Below are 15,301 nucleotides of genomic sequence, written 5' to 3'. Positions count from 1 at the left end.
GTGGACCGCGGGGAAGACTCCGGCGCAGGCCACGGCGAACAGCGTCATGGCCTCGGCGAAGCGGTTGATGGAGGTGCGCCACTTCTGCCGCAGCAGCAGCAGGATGGCGGAGATGAGCGTGCCGGCGTGTCCGATGCCGATCCACCAGACGAAGTTGGTGATGTCGAAAGCCCAGCCGATGGGCTCGTTCTCGCCCCAGATGCCGATGCCCTTCACCACCAGGTATCCTAGGGCGTAGAGCAACATCATGGCCACGGCGAAGGCCAGGGCCGTGGCCGCCAGCCATGTGTGGGTGACCGGGCGCTGCAGCACGATGGCGCTGATGTGGTCCGTGACCGAGCCGAAGGTGTGGCCCGGAGCGATCACCGGAGGCCGGGGCCTCTCGCCCGGCCGCAGCGCGTCCCTGGAGTCTGGGCTTTTCATCCTTATATCAGTGCTTCTTCTCCTTCGCCGCCGGAGGTTCCAGCTCCGGGTTGGGATTGCGGACCTCGGCCAGATAGGTGGTGCGCGGGCGGGTGTTGAGCTCCGCCAGCAGGGCGTAGTTACGCGGCTCGGCCTTGAGCTGCGCCACGCGGCTTTTCGAATCGTTGATGTCGCCGAAGATGATGGCGCCGGCGGGGCAGGCTTGCTGGCACGCGGTCAGCACCTCGCCGTCCGCGACCTTGCGGTCCTGCTTTTCCGCCTCGATGCGGCCGCGGTTGATGCGCTGCACGCAGTAGGTGCACTTCTCCATCACGCCGCGGCTGCGCACCGTGACCTCGGGATTGCGCAGCAGCTTGAGGCTTTCGGTCTCGTAGTCCGAGTAGAGCAGGAAGTTGAAGCGCCGCACCTTATAAGGGCAGTTGTTGGAGCAGTAGCGCGTGCCCACGCAGCGGTTGTAGACCATGTCGTTCAGGCCTTCGGCGCTGTGCACCGTCGCCCCCACCGGGCACACCGGCTCGCAGGGCGCGTTCTCGCACTGCATGCAGGGGACGGGCTGGAAGTGGATGCGGGGATTCGCCCAGTCGCCCTCGTAATAGCGGTCGATGCGGATCCACTGCATCTCGCGGCCGCGCTGCACCTCGAACTTGCCCACCACGGGGATGTTGTTCTCCGCCTGGCAGGCCACCACGCAGGCGTTGCAGCCCACGCAGGAGTTCAGGTCGATGGCCATGCCCCAGGCATGGTCCTTGTACTCGTAAGGCTGGTAGAGGGTGAGCCCGGACTCCGGCTCATCGTGGCGGGCGAACTGCGGGTCTTTGCGGTAGTCCTCCAGCTCGGCGGAGCGCACCAGGTCGCGCCCTTCCATGTTGTTGTGTCCCTGGGTGACGGCCAGTTCATATTGTTCACCGGTGCGATTCATCCGGACGCCGCGTACGGACCAGGGCGCGGTCGAGGTGCGCAGGGCGTAGGCGCTGAAGCCGGCGCCGGTGCCGGCGCGTCCGGCGCGTGTGCGTCCGTACCCCAGGTAGACGGTCACGGAATCGTCGGCGTGCCCGGGTGTGATCCACAGCGGCGCCTTCACCCGGCGGTCGCGGTAGACGATCTCAACCACGTCCTGACTGTTGGTTTGAGGCCCTAGCCGCTCCGCTGCGGTCTTGGGGCTGATGAGGGCGGCGTTGTCCCAGGTGATGGTGGAGTGCGGTTTGGGCAGCTCCTGCAGCCAGCCGTTGTTGGCGAAGCGACCGTCATAGATGGTGGGATCGGCGCGGAAGACAACTTCCAGCTCGCCCGGCTTCGGCGGAGCCGCAGCCGGCAGGTTGAGCGCGCTGACAGAGACTGCTTTGGGCTGGAAGGCGGTCGCGGGGATGAAGCCGTCGTGCACCCAGCGCCGCCAGTTCTGCTCGAAGTCCGAGCCGCCGCGCTGCTGCGTCCAGTACTCGCGAACGGTGTTGTAAGCGCTGCGCTCGGGCTCGTCGGTGAAGGCGCCCAGGATCTCATGCGGGCTCTTGCCGCCGTAAAGCGGCGCGATCAGCGGCTGCTGGATGCTGACCGTGCCGTCGTAGGCGCGCGTGTCGCCCCAGGATTCGAGGTAGTGGGCCTCCGGGACGTGCCACTGGCAGAGCGCCGAGGTCTCGTCCTCGTACAGTCCCAGGCGGACGCGCAGCCCGGCGCGCGAGATGTTGGCGGCGAAGTTCAGGTCGGCGGGCGCGTTGTACACCGGATTCCCGCCCAGGATGACCAGCAGGTCCACCTTGCCGGCGGTTAGGTCCTGCACCAGGTCGCGCAGCGAATCGGTCTGGTCCACCGGGTTGGCTTCGACCGGCTCGGCATAGACGACGGTCTTGCCCACGTTGCCCAGCGCCTGGTTCATGGCGTGGGCCAGGGCATGGACGGCGGGCGATTGCCCGTCGCCGGCAATCACCACACTCGAGCCGCGGTGCGCCTGGAGGTCGCGCGCCACCGCCACGATCCATTTGTAGTAGGCGTTCGTGGGCGAGCCGGCGATGCCCAGGTCGCCGATGCCGAGCGTCCCCGCCAGCCAGCGCGCGAAATCCTCAACCTCTGCCGCGCGCAGCGCCATGCGGTGGTCGGCTTTGGCCCCGGTGTTCGAGGGCGTGCTTTCGACCACGTACATCCGGCTCATCTCACTCTTGCCGCCTTCGAGCTTGCGCCGGCTGGCGAAGTCGCGCGCGTAACGCACGAATCCGGGATAGCCGCTGGAGAGGAAGTCGGCATCGAGCGAGACGATGACGTCGGCCTGATCCAGCCGGTAGTGCGCGTCCACCACCTCGCCGAAGGCTAGCTTCGAGCCGGAATGCGCGTTGTCGCGGTTGATAGGGTCGTACTGGTGCCACTTGGCCTGGGGATACTGGCGCAGGATGCGGCGCAACTGGTCGCCCAGCGACGGCGAGACCACGGTCTCGGTGAGGAAGCGCAGCCCCGCGCCCAGGAGCGAGCGCTGGGCCACGATGGAGTTGCGCAGTCCGCCCAGGAAGGCGCCCCAGGGCCGCACCTCGCCCAGGTAGAGCAGCGTCTGCGAGCGGTCGGGGTCGTAGAGCGTGAGCACGGAGGCCTGCGCGTAGATGTCCGTCGCGCCCAGGCTGGCGGGATGCTCGGGATTGCCCTCGACCTTAGTGGGACGGCCCATGTTGCTCTCCACCAGCAGCGGCGTGGCCGCGCCGCCCAGGGTCATGGCGGTGGCGTAGAGCAGGGGATTGCCGGGGACGATCTCCTCGGGCGCGCGCACGTAGGGAACGATGCTCTCGGGCGGCTGCTTGGTGCAGGCGGAGAGGCCGGCGAGCGCCAGCGAGGCTCCCATCAGTTGCAGGAAGTTGCGGCGCGAGACCGGGTCGCGCCACTCGCTGGCCTGGCGCGGAAACTCGCGCTCCAGCATGTCTTCAAAGCCGGGGGTGCGGGCAAGTTCTTCCAGGCTGCGCCAGTAGCGCGGGCCGGTGGAGGAAGCCAGCTTGCGCCGGATCTCTTCGAGGTCCAGCCGCGGCTCCGGCGGCGGCGCTGGCGTGGGCCGGCACTTCTTCCCGGACTTCGCGCTCGCGTTCTTGTTCTTCTCGCTCAGCTTTCGCACCTCAGCGATGGCAGGTCGAGCAACTGGTGAGCCCCTCGACCCGGCGCAAGTGATACTTCTTGGCCAGCGCACGCCCCAGCTCCATCTGGCTGGTGAACCCTTGCTCGGCCGGTTGTCCCGGCACCATCAGCTTGCCCTCGATGGTCAGCGGGTGTTCCTCGTCGGGGGGCTGATAGGCCATGTTGAAAACCTGCTCGCGCGGTCGCAGGAACTTCTCCGGCGCGCGGTGGCACTCCAGGCACCACTCCATCTGTAGCGACTGCGCCTGGTACATCAGCGGCATCTGGTCCACGGGGCCGTGGCAGGTGGCGCAGCCCACTCCCTTGGCCACGTGGATGCTGTGGTTGAAATAGACGAAGTCGGGCAGGTCGTGCACCCGCGTCCACACCAGCGAGCGGTCGTTGCGCAAGCTGGCGCGCACCGGCTCCAGCATGGGACTGTCATTCCAGATCTGCGAATGGCAGTTCATGCAGGTCTTGGTGGGGGGCAGGCCGGCGAAGCTGGAGGTCTCGACCGAGGTGTGGCAGTAGCGGCAATCGATGCCGATGCCGGCGACGTGGTGCTGATGGCTGAAGGGAACCGGCTGCTCCGGGGCCACGCCCTGGGTGGTGACGTAGGGAGAGCGTTGCACCTCGGCGGCGGTCCAAGCCAGTCCCGCCAGCACGAACACGGCTCCGTAGATGCTCAGCCGGGAGATGGTGTTGGTGCTGCGGTGAAAGATCTGCGCCATCGAGCCTTTGCACGAAACAGACGCGACGCGCGCGTCCGGCTAGTCCTGCTTTTTTGGATGCGGCTGCACTACTGCCGCCGTGCTCATTCGGGAAGACGGGATTATACAGCCGCCCGCGCGGAAAGGAATTCAATTGACGTCTGTGGACCGCGGCGCTACCGTTGCCTCGACTCCCGCTTCCGCGGTTCTTGCATGGCCGCTGCTCCCACTCTCGGGTCCATTACCGCCGTCCAGGCCATGACTCCGGCCTTCGAGCGCGCCAAGCAGCAACTCTTCCGGCCTTTCCGCTTTTCCCACTGGTGGCGTCTGGCGCTCACCGCGCTGCTGGCGGGCGAGATGAGCAGCGGAGGCAACTGGGGCAACAGCGGCAATTGGCACGTCCCGGGACGCGCCGGCAAGGGCAAGGATCTCTTCCTGCTGGCTGCTCCACCCTGGATGGGGTGGCACGACTACCTGGGCGTGATCGTGGCGGCGATAGCGCTCGGGCTGGCGCTGGGAGTGGTCTTCATCTACGTCTCCAGCGTCTTCCGCTTCATCCTCTTCGATTCCGTCCTGACGGAACGGGTGCGCATCCGCGAAGGCTGGCGGCGCTGGCAGGACCGCGGCGGACGTTTTTTCCTGTGGCAGATCGGCTTTTCCGCCGTGATGCTGACACTCTTGGGGATGGTGATTGGCTTGCCCCTGCTCTACGCCTGGCGCACCGGGATGTTTAAGGACAGCGGCGAGCACTGGGGCGCGTTCCTCGTGGGAGGACTCCTGATGCTGTTCGTGGGGGGCGCGCTGTTGATTGCGGCCGTGCTGGTCGGCGTCTTCAACAAGGACTTCGTCGTCCCGCTGATGGCGCTCGAGGACCTCAGCGCCATGGAGGCCTGGCGCCGTCTGCTTCCCATGCTCAAGTCGGAGAAAGGTTCCTACGCCGGCTATATCGGCATGAAGATCGTGCTGGCCATCGTGAGCGGCATCGTCTTCGGGATCCTGGGTTTGTTCGCGTTGATTTTCGCCCTGATCCCGCTGGCGATTCTCGGCATCGTAGTCGCCGCCCTGGTGGTGGCGCTGGGGCTCACGTGGAACCCCTTCACCATCATTCTTGCCGTGTTGGTGGGAGCGACGGGCCTCTTCGGCCTTTTCTGGATGATGACGCTGGTTTCGGTGCCCTCGGTGGTCTTCTTCCAGTCCTACACGCTGCACTTCTTCGGCTCGCGCTATGCGAGGCTGGGCGCGATGCTGGCGCCGCCCGCGCCACCCACGGCCGCGCCCGTTTCCGCATAAAGAAAAACGGCCGTGCACGGGGCACGGCCGGATCGGCTGCGGTCGCTTGAGACTCGAAGCTCGCTTCTCAGGGCTCGGACTTCTTTGGCGGCGGTTGCTGCTGCTTCTGGCGCGCCTGGCGCTCCGCGGTCCAGGGCGGCACCACGCCGCACTCGCGCCCATACACGATCATCTGCCCCAGGTGCTCCGGCGTGTGGGTGACCAGGGCGAACAGCACTTCGCGCACCGTGCTGGGCTGGCCGTAGAGCTTGGCCGGCTTTTCCAGGTCGGCGTCGGAGGTCTTGAGCACCGTCTCCCGCACCAGGCCGAACGACAGCTTCAACTGCTCCACGATCTTGGCGCGGTCGGTGGTGGACTTCTCGTAGGTCTTGCGGTCCATGCCGGCCGGCAGCGGGACTCCAATCGCGTCCAGGTAGGAGTAGTTTCCCAAGGCCACGTGCAGGAAGACCTCGCTCACCGAGCGCACCTCGGGAGTGGGCCGCCAGGTGTACTTCTCCTGCGGGATGGCCTCGGCCAACCCGACGAACTTTGTCTCCAGGGTGTCCCACTGCTTGAGGAAGTCGGCGCGGAAGCCGGATTTGGCCGCTTCCATCGCAGCCGGCGGCGCCGCCTGCGTCGGCGCTCCGCACTGGGCCAGGAGCGGCGCCGCGACCAGCAGGGCCAACAGCGCCAGTAGCGTCAGTTTCGTCAGTATCAAAGGGGAAGTCTTCTTCACGGGTCTCCTCCGGGAGTGCCGGAAACTTTACGCTTTGCGGACGAGAATGGCAAAGGCGCCATGGCCTGGAGCCAGCAGTCTCCGCCTCCCGATGCTCCCTCGGCGCTGCGCGAGGCCGCTCCCCCGGGCGGCGATCCTCCTGCGGCGGCGGCTTCTTTCTCCAAGCCCGGCTTCGGCGCCGTCGCTCCCCCGGTAGCGCGGCCGGGGAGCCCTCGTCGCAGAAGTTCCATTGGGCGCCGGCGCTGCGCCAGTCGTTACTCTTTCTCGGGGTGGAGCACGGGTTTCGCATGAGGCAGCTCTACACCCGCAAGAGACTGGCTGGGCCGTTTTTCCAGGACTGGTTCGATTCCGTCTCCGGGATGTCGGGATGGGGCGACCGCGACCCCTTCCTTGGAAACTACGTCGGCCACCCGATGCAGGGAGCCGTCGCGGGCTATATCCAGATCCAAAACGATCCCAGGGGGATGAGCCTGGAGTTTGGGCGCTCCCCGGAATACTGGAAGAGCCGCATGAGGGCGACCGCCTGGTCCGCCGCCTACAGCGCGCAGTATGAACTGGGGCCCCTCAGCGATGCCTCCATCGGGAACTCGGGCCAAAAGAAGGGCACCAAGGGAGCGGTGGACCTGGTGATTACGCCGGTGGTCGGGCTGGGCTGGATGCTGACCGAAGACTTTCTGGACAAGTACGTCATCCGCAGCCTGGAGCAAAAAACCGGAGCCGCAGCTTGAGGGCGCTGGCCCGTTCTGCCCTAAATCCCAGTCGCAGCTTCGCCAACATCCTGCGACACAAGGCGCCCTGGCACCGAGACACACGCGGCGGCGTAGCCGCCGCCGGGGAAACTCCGCAACCACCCGCGCCGCGACCCGCGGCGGCGGCGAGGCCCGCGCAGGATCCACCCGTGGATCCTGCGAAGCAGTCCTGTTCCCAGCCCTGCCAGTAACTCGCCGCGACTACTTCGCGTATTTCACCGAGCAGCCGTAGGGACGCGTGACCTGCGTGCTCACCGGCTTGCCGGCGGTGGTCTGCTGCAAGGCCGCCTGTACCCAGTTAGTGGCGCCGGCGATGTCCCCCTGGTCGGAGGTAGGCTTGTCGTCGATCGCGCCCTCGTACACCAGCAGGCCCTTGGGGTTGATGACGTACATGTGCGGCGTGGTCTTGGCCTCGTATTGGTGACCGATCACGCCGGTGGGATCGAGCAACACCGCGGTCGGGGTGGAGTTCATCTTCTTCAGGTACGCGTTCTCCTGCGCCGCGGTGACGTATCCCTGCTCGCCGGGCGCGGAGGAGATCACGGTGAGCCAGATGACGCCCTTGGCGGTCCACTCCTTCTGCAACTTCTGCATGTTGCCGCTCTCGTAGTGCTTCTTGGTGTAGGGGCAGCCCTGGTTGTGCCACTCCAGCACCACCACCTTGCCGCTATAGTCGGAAAGTTTGTGGGTCTTGCCGTTGCTGTCGGTGCCGACGAAATTCGGGGCCACCTCTCCCACCCGGGCGCCCATCAAGGGCAGGGCCAGCAGGATGGCGATCACTGCGAGTGTCCACTTCGGTCGTTTCATCTCGGTCCTCCTCAACCTTTGTTGGCTTTCGAATCCCTGGCTCCGGCTCCGGTCACCGGCGCGTCCATCACGTACGCCTTTCCCGAGGGAAGCACGATAACACCTTTGAGATTTGCGATGGGCTTCAGGAGTTGCTCGGACTTCTTCAGCCGCAGGCGTACGCCTCGGGGAAGCGCGCTCGCCGGCTGGGGCGCGGCATTCTCGATCTGTTGCGGCTGGAGCGGGAAGAACTCAGCCTGCGCGATGGGCTGCCCGGTCTCGATGGAAAGCACGAACTCGTTCTTCTCCGCCCTCGCCCGGGCGCGCCAGCGGGACGGCGCCGGCTGCGGGATGCGCGTGCGGGCGTCGTCGAATAATTTGTTCGGCTGTGGCGACGCGCTGCGCTTCACGGGCAGGGAAAGCGCGACCTCTGTCTTCCCCGGGATGCAGACCTCGCGGCACACCACCCACTTCACCGTTCCGGCAAGCTCCGCCTTGCCGCCGGGCGCGAGCTCGGCGGGCGGGCGGATGGGCGCCAGCAGCAGCATCTGGTCGGCGTATCCGTAGTCGGTCGAATACTTGGTTACCAGCCGCTCGGGATGAGGCCACTGGAAGTCGCCGGCCTGGAATCCCGCGGGCAGACGCCACTGGACGCGCGGCGGCTCGCCCGAGTCTCCGGGATTGATCCAATAGATGTGCCAACCTTTTTCCATCTGGAAGCGCACGCCCACCCAGAACTGCTGGCCGGGGGCGATGGACTGCGACTCTGCCAGCAGGGAAACATGGATCACGGGAGCGGTGGGGAGCTGAGCGTGGACGGGAATGCCGGCGAGTGCGGCGAATGCCAGAAACAGGGAAGCGACGCACCGCAACATCAGACAGGAACTCCAGGCATTTGGAGGTCGGGCATGGGTGGCCCCGAAAACAGGCGATGGCAGGGCCTGGCCAGCAAGCGCGCCCAGCGCGCCGAGCGGGCCACACGGGCGCTGTCCGTGGCCACTCCCGTATCGGCATACATCTGGCGGTACACCTTGGAGATCAGGATAAACGCCAAGCGGCCGCGCCAGGAGTGAATGAAGGTCGAGCGCTGCCAGATGGATTTCAGGCTGTAAAAAGTGTCCCAGACGGCCTGCGTCCGGTCGCGGATCTCCTCGCCGGCCATGGCCGGGTGCGGCCAGTAGAGCTTGGGCCGGAGGGCGGGCGGAATCAGCCAGCGGCGGGTGAGCGGGATATCCCCGATCTTGACGGGATTGGCCTCCATGGTTTTTTCCCACTTGGCGAAATCCACGGTTCCGGGGAAGGGGGTCAACATAATGAACTGCGCGAAAGCGACGCCCGCGCGTTGCGCGACGGCGGCGGTGGCGTCGAAGGTCGACGGGCGGTCGCTGGGCAGGCCGAAGATAAAGGAGCCGAGCACGAACACCCCGTGGCGACGGAAGGTCAGCAGGCGCTCCACCAGATCGTCTCCGGCGGCGTTGAATTCCTTGTAGACGTCCTTCAATCCCTCGGGAGTCACCGATTCCACTCCCACCAGGGCTCCCTTGATGTGCGCCTCGCGCATGGCATCCAGAAAGGCCGGGTCTTCGGCGGCTTCCATGGTGATCTGAGTGAAGAAAACCATGTCGGAGGGAAGCTGCGCCAGGCGGGACATGAGTTCAAAGCGATCGGCCCGCGTGGCTTCGAGTTCGCTGAGCCGCGCCGTGTTGTTCTGCTGCTTAGCCAGCTTCAGGTCGGTGAGAGTGACGGGATAGAAGTTGTCGTCGGCCAGCGCGATAAAGCGGAATCCCATCCGCCGCAGCTCGACGATCTCCCCCACCACCGCGTCCCAGGAGCGTTGCCGGGGCTTTTGGCCGTCGGTGCGCCATACCGAGCAGAACGAGCAATGCTTGGGACAGCCGCGCACCGTCTGCACTGAAGCCCACATGTATTGACTGCGGGGCACCAAGTCCCAGCGGGCGGGCACGAAATCGGAGGCGTCAATCTGGCCACCCTGGTAAACCCGCTGCGGGGTGCCTTTGCAGCAGTCGGCCACCGCGGTGGACCACACCAGGTCGCCGTCGCCCTTCACCACCGAGTGCGCGGCGCCCAGCTCATGCGATTCCTCGGGATAGAGGGTGGCGTGGATGCCGCCGAACACAACGTACGCTCCGCGCTCGCGCGCTATTTTGCCGATGGCGTATCCGCGCAGCGCGTTGGCGGTGTGGATGCTGATGCCCACCACGTCTCCCGGCTCGATGCTGGCCGGATCCAGAGGGCTGAGCGTCTCATCCACCAGGACGGGATCGCCATAGCTCCTGGGCGTGGCGCCGGCCAGGACGTACAGCCAGCGCGGCGTGATGACCGCCGTGCCGAACGCCACGTCGCTGGGATTGATCAGATGGACCTTCACCCGGAAACCTACCCTTCCTGCGCCGGCCCTGCCGGCGAGCGTACAAAACCGTCTATGACTTGAGGGCCGCCTACCGAGTGGAACCTGTCCCGAGATTATACAGAGATGGTGGGCACGCGGGGACTCGAACCGCAGACCTCCCCGACGCAATCGGGGCACTGTAACCAACTGAGCTATGGCGCGTATGCCGCGAACCCCATTCTACTTGGGTGGATGCCCTAGGACAACCTGAGGAGGGGTAGCGCGGGTGGGTCGGGGACTCGAATCTTAAGGCCCGCGCGCCTTTGGCTCGCTTCCGCCGGAAGAGTAAAATAGTGCAACGTAGGCGCGTAGCTCAGCTGGTTAGAGCGCTACCTTGACACGGTAGAGGTCTGGGGTTCGAGTCCCCACGTGCCTACCATCCTTCTTCCAATAACTTAGGAGCCCTGTCCGAAGCGGAACGGTGGCAGGCCGGGCTACGTCACCCTCACTCGTGGAAGCCTTCCGAGAGGTGGAGGTTCAAGAAGAACATTCGCGCCGCCATGGAAGCGGGCATTCTCTAACCTGCGCATCCCACCAGAAGATGCGCGGCCGCCCTGGCTCCCCGGCCCTTGCTGAGAGCGTTACACGCGAGAGACGCCGAAGTGTGGACCTGACGCTCTCCGGGTCAGGGCAAACCCAAGCAATCGCACAAAGAGAACCAATGAAAACCATTGGCAAGACACGTATGCAACTCGCAATCGGGGTTGTTGTGGTCGGTGTTCTGACGCTCTTCTTGCCCGTCATCGAAATCAATGTTCCGATATTCGGCAAAGTGCAGTGGTCGGCGCTGGATGTAGTGTCCCGACTGTCCGGCGGCAGTAAGAAGGGCAAACCATCATTCATCGACGTGGCGAAGGGAGCGAAGCGGGTCTGGTCAGAAGTCCATCAAACAGCGTCCTCCACATCTCCCAAGAAAATACCCAGTGGGCCGCTGGGTATCATGCTGGCTCCGTTCATCCCGCTAGAGATTGCCATGACCTATGCGGCGTTATTGGGTGCCATCATGGCCCTGTGTGTACGTCCTATGCAGCGGATACTCGGGTTCGTTAGCGCGGTAGGAGCCGTGACCAGTACAGTCGCGTTGCTCTCGGTATTTCTGTTCAGCAATGCGATTCAACAGAGTATGGACAAAGAAATGAAGAAACCGGAGATGGGCAACAACCCATTCGCGAGGCTCTTACAGGCGTTCATGCAAGGTATTCGAATTGACCCCGGTGTCGCCCTGTATCTGCTGGTCGCGGTCATGGCGGGATTATTTGCAATCTGGAAGTGGGATTCACTAGCCCGCACCGCGTTCGTTCCCGAACAGTCGCCGGGTGCAACTGCGGGGCGATAGGCATAGCTGCGTGCCCCCCACCTTGATTATTAGCGAAAGAGCAGGGAACCTGGGCGTCGTAAGCCGGTTCCAAGTTGGAGCGCCGCCGCACTTCTCCACCCGCGATCTCCACCCGTGATTGGCCCGGCTTGCACGTACTTACACGTACTTAGCCGCCCCGCTGCAGCTTCTAAGTTGTTCGAAGTACTGGTTCTACTAACCTTGACACGGTAGAGGTCTGGGGTTCGAGTCCCCACGTGCCTCCACTTTCATCGACTAAGACGGGTGCTTGTCGCATGGACCGAGATGTCTGCGGCCACTGCTGCTCGGTTTCTTCCAGAGTCGAGATCCACCGAGGAACGCGTTGGAGTTGTCGCCCAAACAAGCCTTGGCTGGAAGTGTTTTGAGCAACCTCACATTGCCTCCGCCCAGCACGACGTAGTCAGCCTGCACTGCTGCCTGCAACCGCTTCACGACGTCAGCCATACAGCGACGCCACTTCTTCCTTCCCAGGCGCTTTAGGCCCGCCAAACCTACATAGTCCTCAAAGGTTCGTCCCTTTCGGTAAGGCAGGTGCGCCAGTTCCATGGGTTGGAGGACTCCATCAACGATCAGTGCCGAACCCAGCCCGGTGCCCAAGCCCAGGAAGAGCATGCGCCCTCCCTCGTAACTCCCCAGTGCTTGCATGGCTGCGTCGTTGACCACCTTGACGGGACGGCCGAATGCTCGGGTGAAATCGAAGCCGACCCAACCGCGCCCAAGATGGTAGGGTTCGCTGACAGGTCGTCCGTGAACGACCGCGCCCGGATAACCGATCGACACTGCGGAATACTTCCATCCAGCTGCGACCTTCTTCACGTCCGCGACCATCTGTTTCGCAGTCATCGTCGGCCCGGAGGGGATCTTGACAGGCTCCTTGTGCCCCGGGCGATGCACCTTCACGTGAGTGCCTCCGACATCGATCACCAGAACCTTCATGCGATCCATCATTGCGTACTGGCTCCAACGTTGTCGGCGCGGTCGCGCCGGCTCAGTCGCCCGCTTTGACTCGTGCTGCCTCACGCTTAAGTCTCCGGTAGCGCCGAATCCACAGGTGGCCGGTCAACCGCGTCACACCGCTTCGACGCTGTAATCTCGCTCTTCCCAGCGAGCCTCCGCGGTCCAATAGAAGGTGAAGCTAACAGGGGCAAGCGGGCCTAGCGGGACCGCGATATCGACAAACGACCCCGGTGCAGTGTCGGTGGAAGCGGTGTCGTTGACGGTCTGCCAGCCGTCGCTCGACCAATGCAGACGGAACGGCGAGAATGCCAGCACCCTCAGCGTGCTGCCGGCGGTGACGACGGGCACGCGCCGGTCCGGCTTCCACACTTGCCATGCCGTCAGCGAGCGCTTGCGAAGATAGCGCGCCGCCACAGGTTCGATAAGATCGAAGGTCCGTCCATCGGCCACCGAGCGCAGCAGCTTCACGTATTCCGCGTGGGCCCACATCAACGGCATGGCGGAACCGGCCGGCCGTCCCAGATACAGCCGGCAGTGGGGCCGGTCGGCCTCATCCCAGACTTGTTCGGGAAGCATGCCGCCGGCGGATGCGAAGAGTTCCAAAGCTGCGGTATAAGGCTTCGGATCACGACCTGCAGCCAACTCGTAATGGCCGCGCTCGCCGGTCAGAAGCGACCAGGCCCGCCCCTGGCCCCAACCCTCGAAGGGTCCACCGTCAGGACGCTGGCCATAGCTGTCGTGGTTATAGCGTCGCCAGCACGGCCCGAAGGGCGTATCGACCTTCAGCACGGCATCCACAACCCGCAGCGAGTCTTCGATCAGGACATCTCCGGGCTTGCGGATGCCATAGCGGACCAGTTCCAGGAATCCGGCATCAACGATATCTTTAGCGGCGAAGCTGGACTGAGTTCCCGGCGGACGATTGGGAATGAGCAGTTGGCCCGCATTGGGATCTTCGTCTGGGACGCCGCCGTCGCACACGGACGGATGAATGCGAATGTAGTGGCGCGAGATGCCCGGGACGAGGCTCCCTTCGGTGGTGACCGTCCACTGCTCGACGTGGGCTTCCAGGAAGTCGGCATACTGTTCCAGGAAGGTCGCCGTGCTCTCCTGTTGCCGTGAGCGCGCAAAGTCGGCAGCACAAATGAGCGCGGCGATGATGGCAGCGAGGGTCGAGGGCGAATAGCCGCTGTTCTCTTCCCAACGGTCCTGCTGGGTGACCGGGCTGTGCCGGACCAGGAACCCCGCTGCCGCCTGGACCATGGGGTAAGGATCGAAGCCAGCCAGTCCATCCGCTTTCCACAGCCGCCATGCCAGCATGACCGGAAAGGCCACCTCGTCGAGCTGGATGCCAAGCCAGTAGGGAGTGCCATCGATCCAGAAGTTCTGCGGGAAGCTGCCGTCAGGAGGCTGCAGGCACGCCAGGTAGACCAGGGCGCGACGAGGAGTCTCCGTGTGGCCGATGGCCAAAAGCGCCGTCGCTGACTGCACCGCATCGCGGGTCCAGACCAGGTGATAGCCGCCGAGATCCTCGTCTCCCTTGCGGTCGCCCCAGGGGATGCTGGCCGAGGCGATCAGCGCGCCCGCATACGTCTTGTCTTCGTGCGCGAGCAGCAGCTTGTGGCTGGTCCGATAAAGCTTTCCGCCGTCGCTGGTGAAGCGGTCGAGGTTCTCGCGTTCCGTGACCCGGCGCCATTGCGCCGTGAACCTTTCCTGGTGCTGGGCGAAAGGGACCGTCAAGGATTGCATCAGGGTCGCAATGGCCGCGGGCGAGCCGTCTCCGAAAGCAAGTGCGACCGTGAACTCCTTCTTCGCGGAGAGATCCAACTCGCCCATGCCGGCGACGTTGCCCCGTTCGGCCCGGTCGAACTCCCAGTCCATCCGCATGTTGTCGTGGAGGTCCTGCCAGCCGTCGCTGGCGCCGACGTAACCGCACGAAGTCCTCAGAAAGCCCACGTCGCTGCCCATCGCCAGACAGGTCCGCCCCTTCCACGCCAGCAGGAGGCGGCGCTCCAGGACCTCGGCCCGCCGGATGGAATTGCCCCAGCCACCGACTTCCAGGTGAGGCGCGACGAGGGCGAAGACGTGGAGCCGCTCCAGCAGTCCCTTCTCTCCTTCGAGCTGTACATGGATGAGCACACACGGCTGATGGGGATCGGCGATGACCTGCTTGATGAGGCGATACCGTCCTTGCGGGTCGCTATTGACGATCCGGTATCCCAGCGACCAGCGGTCCAGCTCCTCGATCTCCGTCTTCAGGTGACGGCGTTCCTCGTGAAAGAAGGTCTGGCCATCCGTGACCAGGAACTGCATGTCGCGGACCTGCGGGTGGTCGATGGTGGGATAGTAGATCTCGTTCAAGATGCCGTGGGACAACGTGAACCACACGCAGCTCGAAGCCGAGTAAGCCGTGCCCACTCCGTCCTTCGTGCTGGACGTCCAGCGCGGGCGCATGCCCGGTGCCCCGAATGCGAGAGATCCCTTGGAGCCATCGCTCATGCCCGTCTCACTTTCATAAACGGATACCGGCGGCAGCCGCCTCGTCCAGGAACCACAGCAATTTGCCGTCGCTCGGCCGCACCCGTTGTGCCGGCAGTTAGCCCGGGATGTCCCGAACGCGCCCGCTCGACCGCCAGGAAGCGGAGCGTCTTGATGCAGAGCGCGTCCAGCGCCTGGGAGGAACCTGCCGCTTCCGCCGGACTAGTAACCGGAGAATTCCTCGGTACGGATGTCATCCTCGTCGACCCCTGCTTCCGTGACCATCTTTCTTAGTGCTGTCACCATGGCCGGTGGACCCGCCAGATAATAGATCGGGCCTTGCAG

Annotated in this window: 12 protein-coding genes and 1 tRNA gene; 4 read left to right on the top strand and 9 right to left on the bottom strand. The window is 64.7% G+C overall.

Annotation, left to right across the window (positions count from 1 at the left end):
- The 3 genes from VGQ94_03795 to VGQ94_03785 form a co-directional block, all read right to left on the bottom strand.
- A partial coding sequence (locus tag VGQ94_03795) for a hydrogenase (protein HEV2021630.1) occupies positions 1–423 on the bottom strand: 423 nt, incomplete at its 3' end.
- Positions 424–430: 7 nt separating this feature from the next.
- On the bottom strand, positions 431–3,505 hold the full coding sequence (locus VGQ94_03790; GenBank protein ID HEV2021629.1) for a TAT-variant-translocated molybdopterin oxidoreductase: 3,075 nt from the start codon (positions 3,503–3,505) through the stop codon (positions 431–433).
- Between the two features lies 1 nt (position 3,506).
- Positions 3,507–4,235 carry a cytochrome c3 family protein gene (locus tag VGQ94_03785; GenBank protein ID HEV2021628.1) on the bottom strand — a complete coding sequence of 243 codons (729 nt, stop codon included), beginning with the start codon at positions 4,233–4,235 and terminating at the stop codon, positions 3,507–3,509.
- A gap of 192 nt (positions 4,236–4,427) precedes the next feature.
- Between VGQ94_03785 and VGQ94_03780 the strand changes: the two genes are divergently transcribed.
- Positions 4,428–5,504, top strand: a complete 1,077-nt coding sequence (locus VGQ94_03780) for a hypothetical protein (protein ID HEV2021627.1) — start codon at positions 4,428–4,430, stop codon at positions 5,502–5,504.
- A gap of 67 nt (positions 5,505–5,571) precedes the next feature.
- On the opposite strand, the gene VGQ94_03775 is transcribed toward VGQ94_03780, so the two are convergent.
- Positions 5,572–6,219 (bottom strand): DinB family protein, encoded by a 648-nt coding sequence (locus VGQ94_03775; GenBank protein HEV2021626.1) that lies wholly within the window; start codon positions 6,217–6,219, stop codon positions 5,572–5,574.
- Between the two features lie 287 nt (positions 6,220–6,506).
- Here VGQ94_03775 and VGQ94_03770 point away from each other — a divergent pair, with 287 nt between their 5' ends.
- On the top strand, positions 6,507–6,947 hold the full coding sequence (locus tag VGQ94_03770) for a hypothetical protein (GenBank protein ID HEV2021625.1): 441 nt from the start codon (positions 6,507–6,509) through the stop codon (positions 6,945–6,947).
- 222 nt (positions 6,948–7,169) lie between these two features.
- On the opposite strand, the gene VGQ94_03765 is transcribed toward VGQ94_03770, so the two are convergent.
- The 3 genes from VGQ94_03765 to VGQ94_03755 are packed head-to-tail and all read right to left on the bottom strand — an operon-like array spanning position 7,170 to position 10,143.
- Positions 7,170–7,775: a redoxin domain-containing protein gene (locus VGQ94_03765; GenBank protein ID HEV2021624.1), complete on the bottom strand. Its 606-nt coding sequence runs from the start codon at positions 7,773–7,775 to the stop codon at positions 7,170–7,172.
- A gap of 11 nt (positions 7,776–7,786) precedes the next feature.
- Positions 7,787–8,629, bottom strand: a complete 843-nt coding sequence (locus tag VGQ94_03760; GenBank protein ID HEV2021623.1) for a protein-disulfide reductase DsbD domain-containing protein — start codon at positions 8,627–8,629, stop codon at positions 7,787–7,789.
- Positions 8,629–10,143 carry a radical SAM protein gene (locus VGQ94_03755; protein ID HEV2021622.1) on the bottom strand — a complete coding sequence of 505 codons (1,515 nt, stop codon included), beginning with the start codon at positions 10,141–10,143 and terminating at the stop codon, positions 8,629–8,631. Before VGQ94_03755 ends, VGQ94_03760 begins: the two co-directional genes overlap by 1 nt.
- A gap of 323 nt (positions 10,144–10,466) precedes the next feature.
- Between VGQ94_03755 and VGQ94_03750 the strand changes: the two genes are divergently transcribed.
- Together VGQ94_03750 and VGQ94_03745 are read left to right on the top strand one after the other, a co-directional pair.
- Positions 10,467–10,543: transfer RNA gene (locus tag VGQ94_03750), tRNA-Val, on the top strand.
- A 282-nt stretch (positions 10,544–10,825) separates the two neighbouring features.
- Complete coding sequence (locus tag VGQ94_03745; GenBank protein ID HEV2021621.1) at positions 10,826–11,500, top strand: hypothetical protein; 675 nt, start codon at positions 10,826–10,828, stop codon at positions 11,498–11,500.
- Between the two features lie 255 nt (positions 11,501–11,755).
- Here the strand turns inward: VGQ94_03745 and VGQ94_03740 are convergent, their stop codons facing one another.
- Entirely contained in the window at positions 11,756–12,457 is a 702-nt protein-coding gene (locus tag VGQ94_03740; GenBank protein HEV2021620.1) for an ROK family protein, read from the bottom strand.
- Between the two features lie 132 nt (positions 12,458–12,589).
- Complete coding sequence (locus VGQ94_03735; protein HEV2021619.1) at positions 12,590–14,977, bottom strand: glycoside hydrolase family 15 protein; 2,388 nt, start codon at positions 14,975–14,977, stop codon at positions 12,590–12,592.
- Between the last annotated feature and the right edge of the window lie 324 nt (positions 14,978–15,301).

The organism is Terriglobales bacterium, assembly GCA_035937135.1.
In the GTDB taxonomy this organism is placed as follows: Bacteria; Acidobacteriota; Terriglobia; order Terriglobales; family Acidobacteriaceae; genus DASYVL01.
Note: the sequence above shows the minus strand (reverse complement) of the source record. Positions and strands in the feature narration are given on the sequence as shown.

Coding starts and splice junctions, on each gene's coding strand:
- VGQ94_03785 (HEV2021628.1), bottom strand. CDS start 4,235: ATGGCGCAGATCTTTCACCGCAGCACCAACACCATCTCCCGGCTGAGC.
- VGQ94_03780 (HEV2021627.1), top strand. CDS start 4,428: ATGGCCGCTGCTCCCACTCTCGGGTCCATTACCGCCGTCCAGGCCATG.
- VGQ94_03770 (HEV2021625.1), top strand. CDS start 6,507: ATGAGGCAGCTCTACACCCGCAAGAGACTGGCTGGGCCGTTTTTCCAG.
- VGQ94_03765 (HEV2021624.1), bottom strand. CDS start 7,775: ATGAAACGACCGAAGTGGACACTCGCAGTGATCGCCATCCTGCTGGCC.
- VGQ94_03760 (HEV2021623.1), bottom strand. CDS start 8,629: ATGTTGCGGTGCGTCGCTTCCCTGTTTCTGGCATTCGCCGCACTCGCC.
- VGQ94_03745 (HEV2021621.1), top strand. CDS start 10,826: ATGAAAACCATTGGCAAGACACGTATGCAACTCGCAATCGGGGTTGTT.
- VGQ94_03740 (HEV2021620.1), bottom strand. CDS start 12,457: ATGAAGGTTCTGGTGATCGATGTCGGAGGCACTCACGTGAAGGTGCAT.
- VGQ94_03735 (HEV2021619.1), bottom strand. CDS start 14,977: ATGAGCGATGGCTCCAAGGGATCTCTCGCATTCGGGGCACCGGGCATG.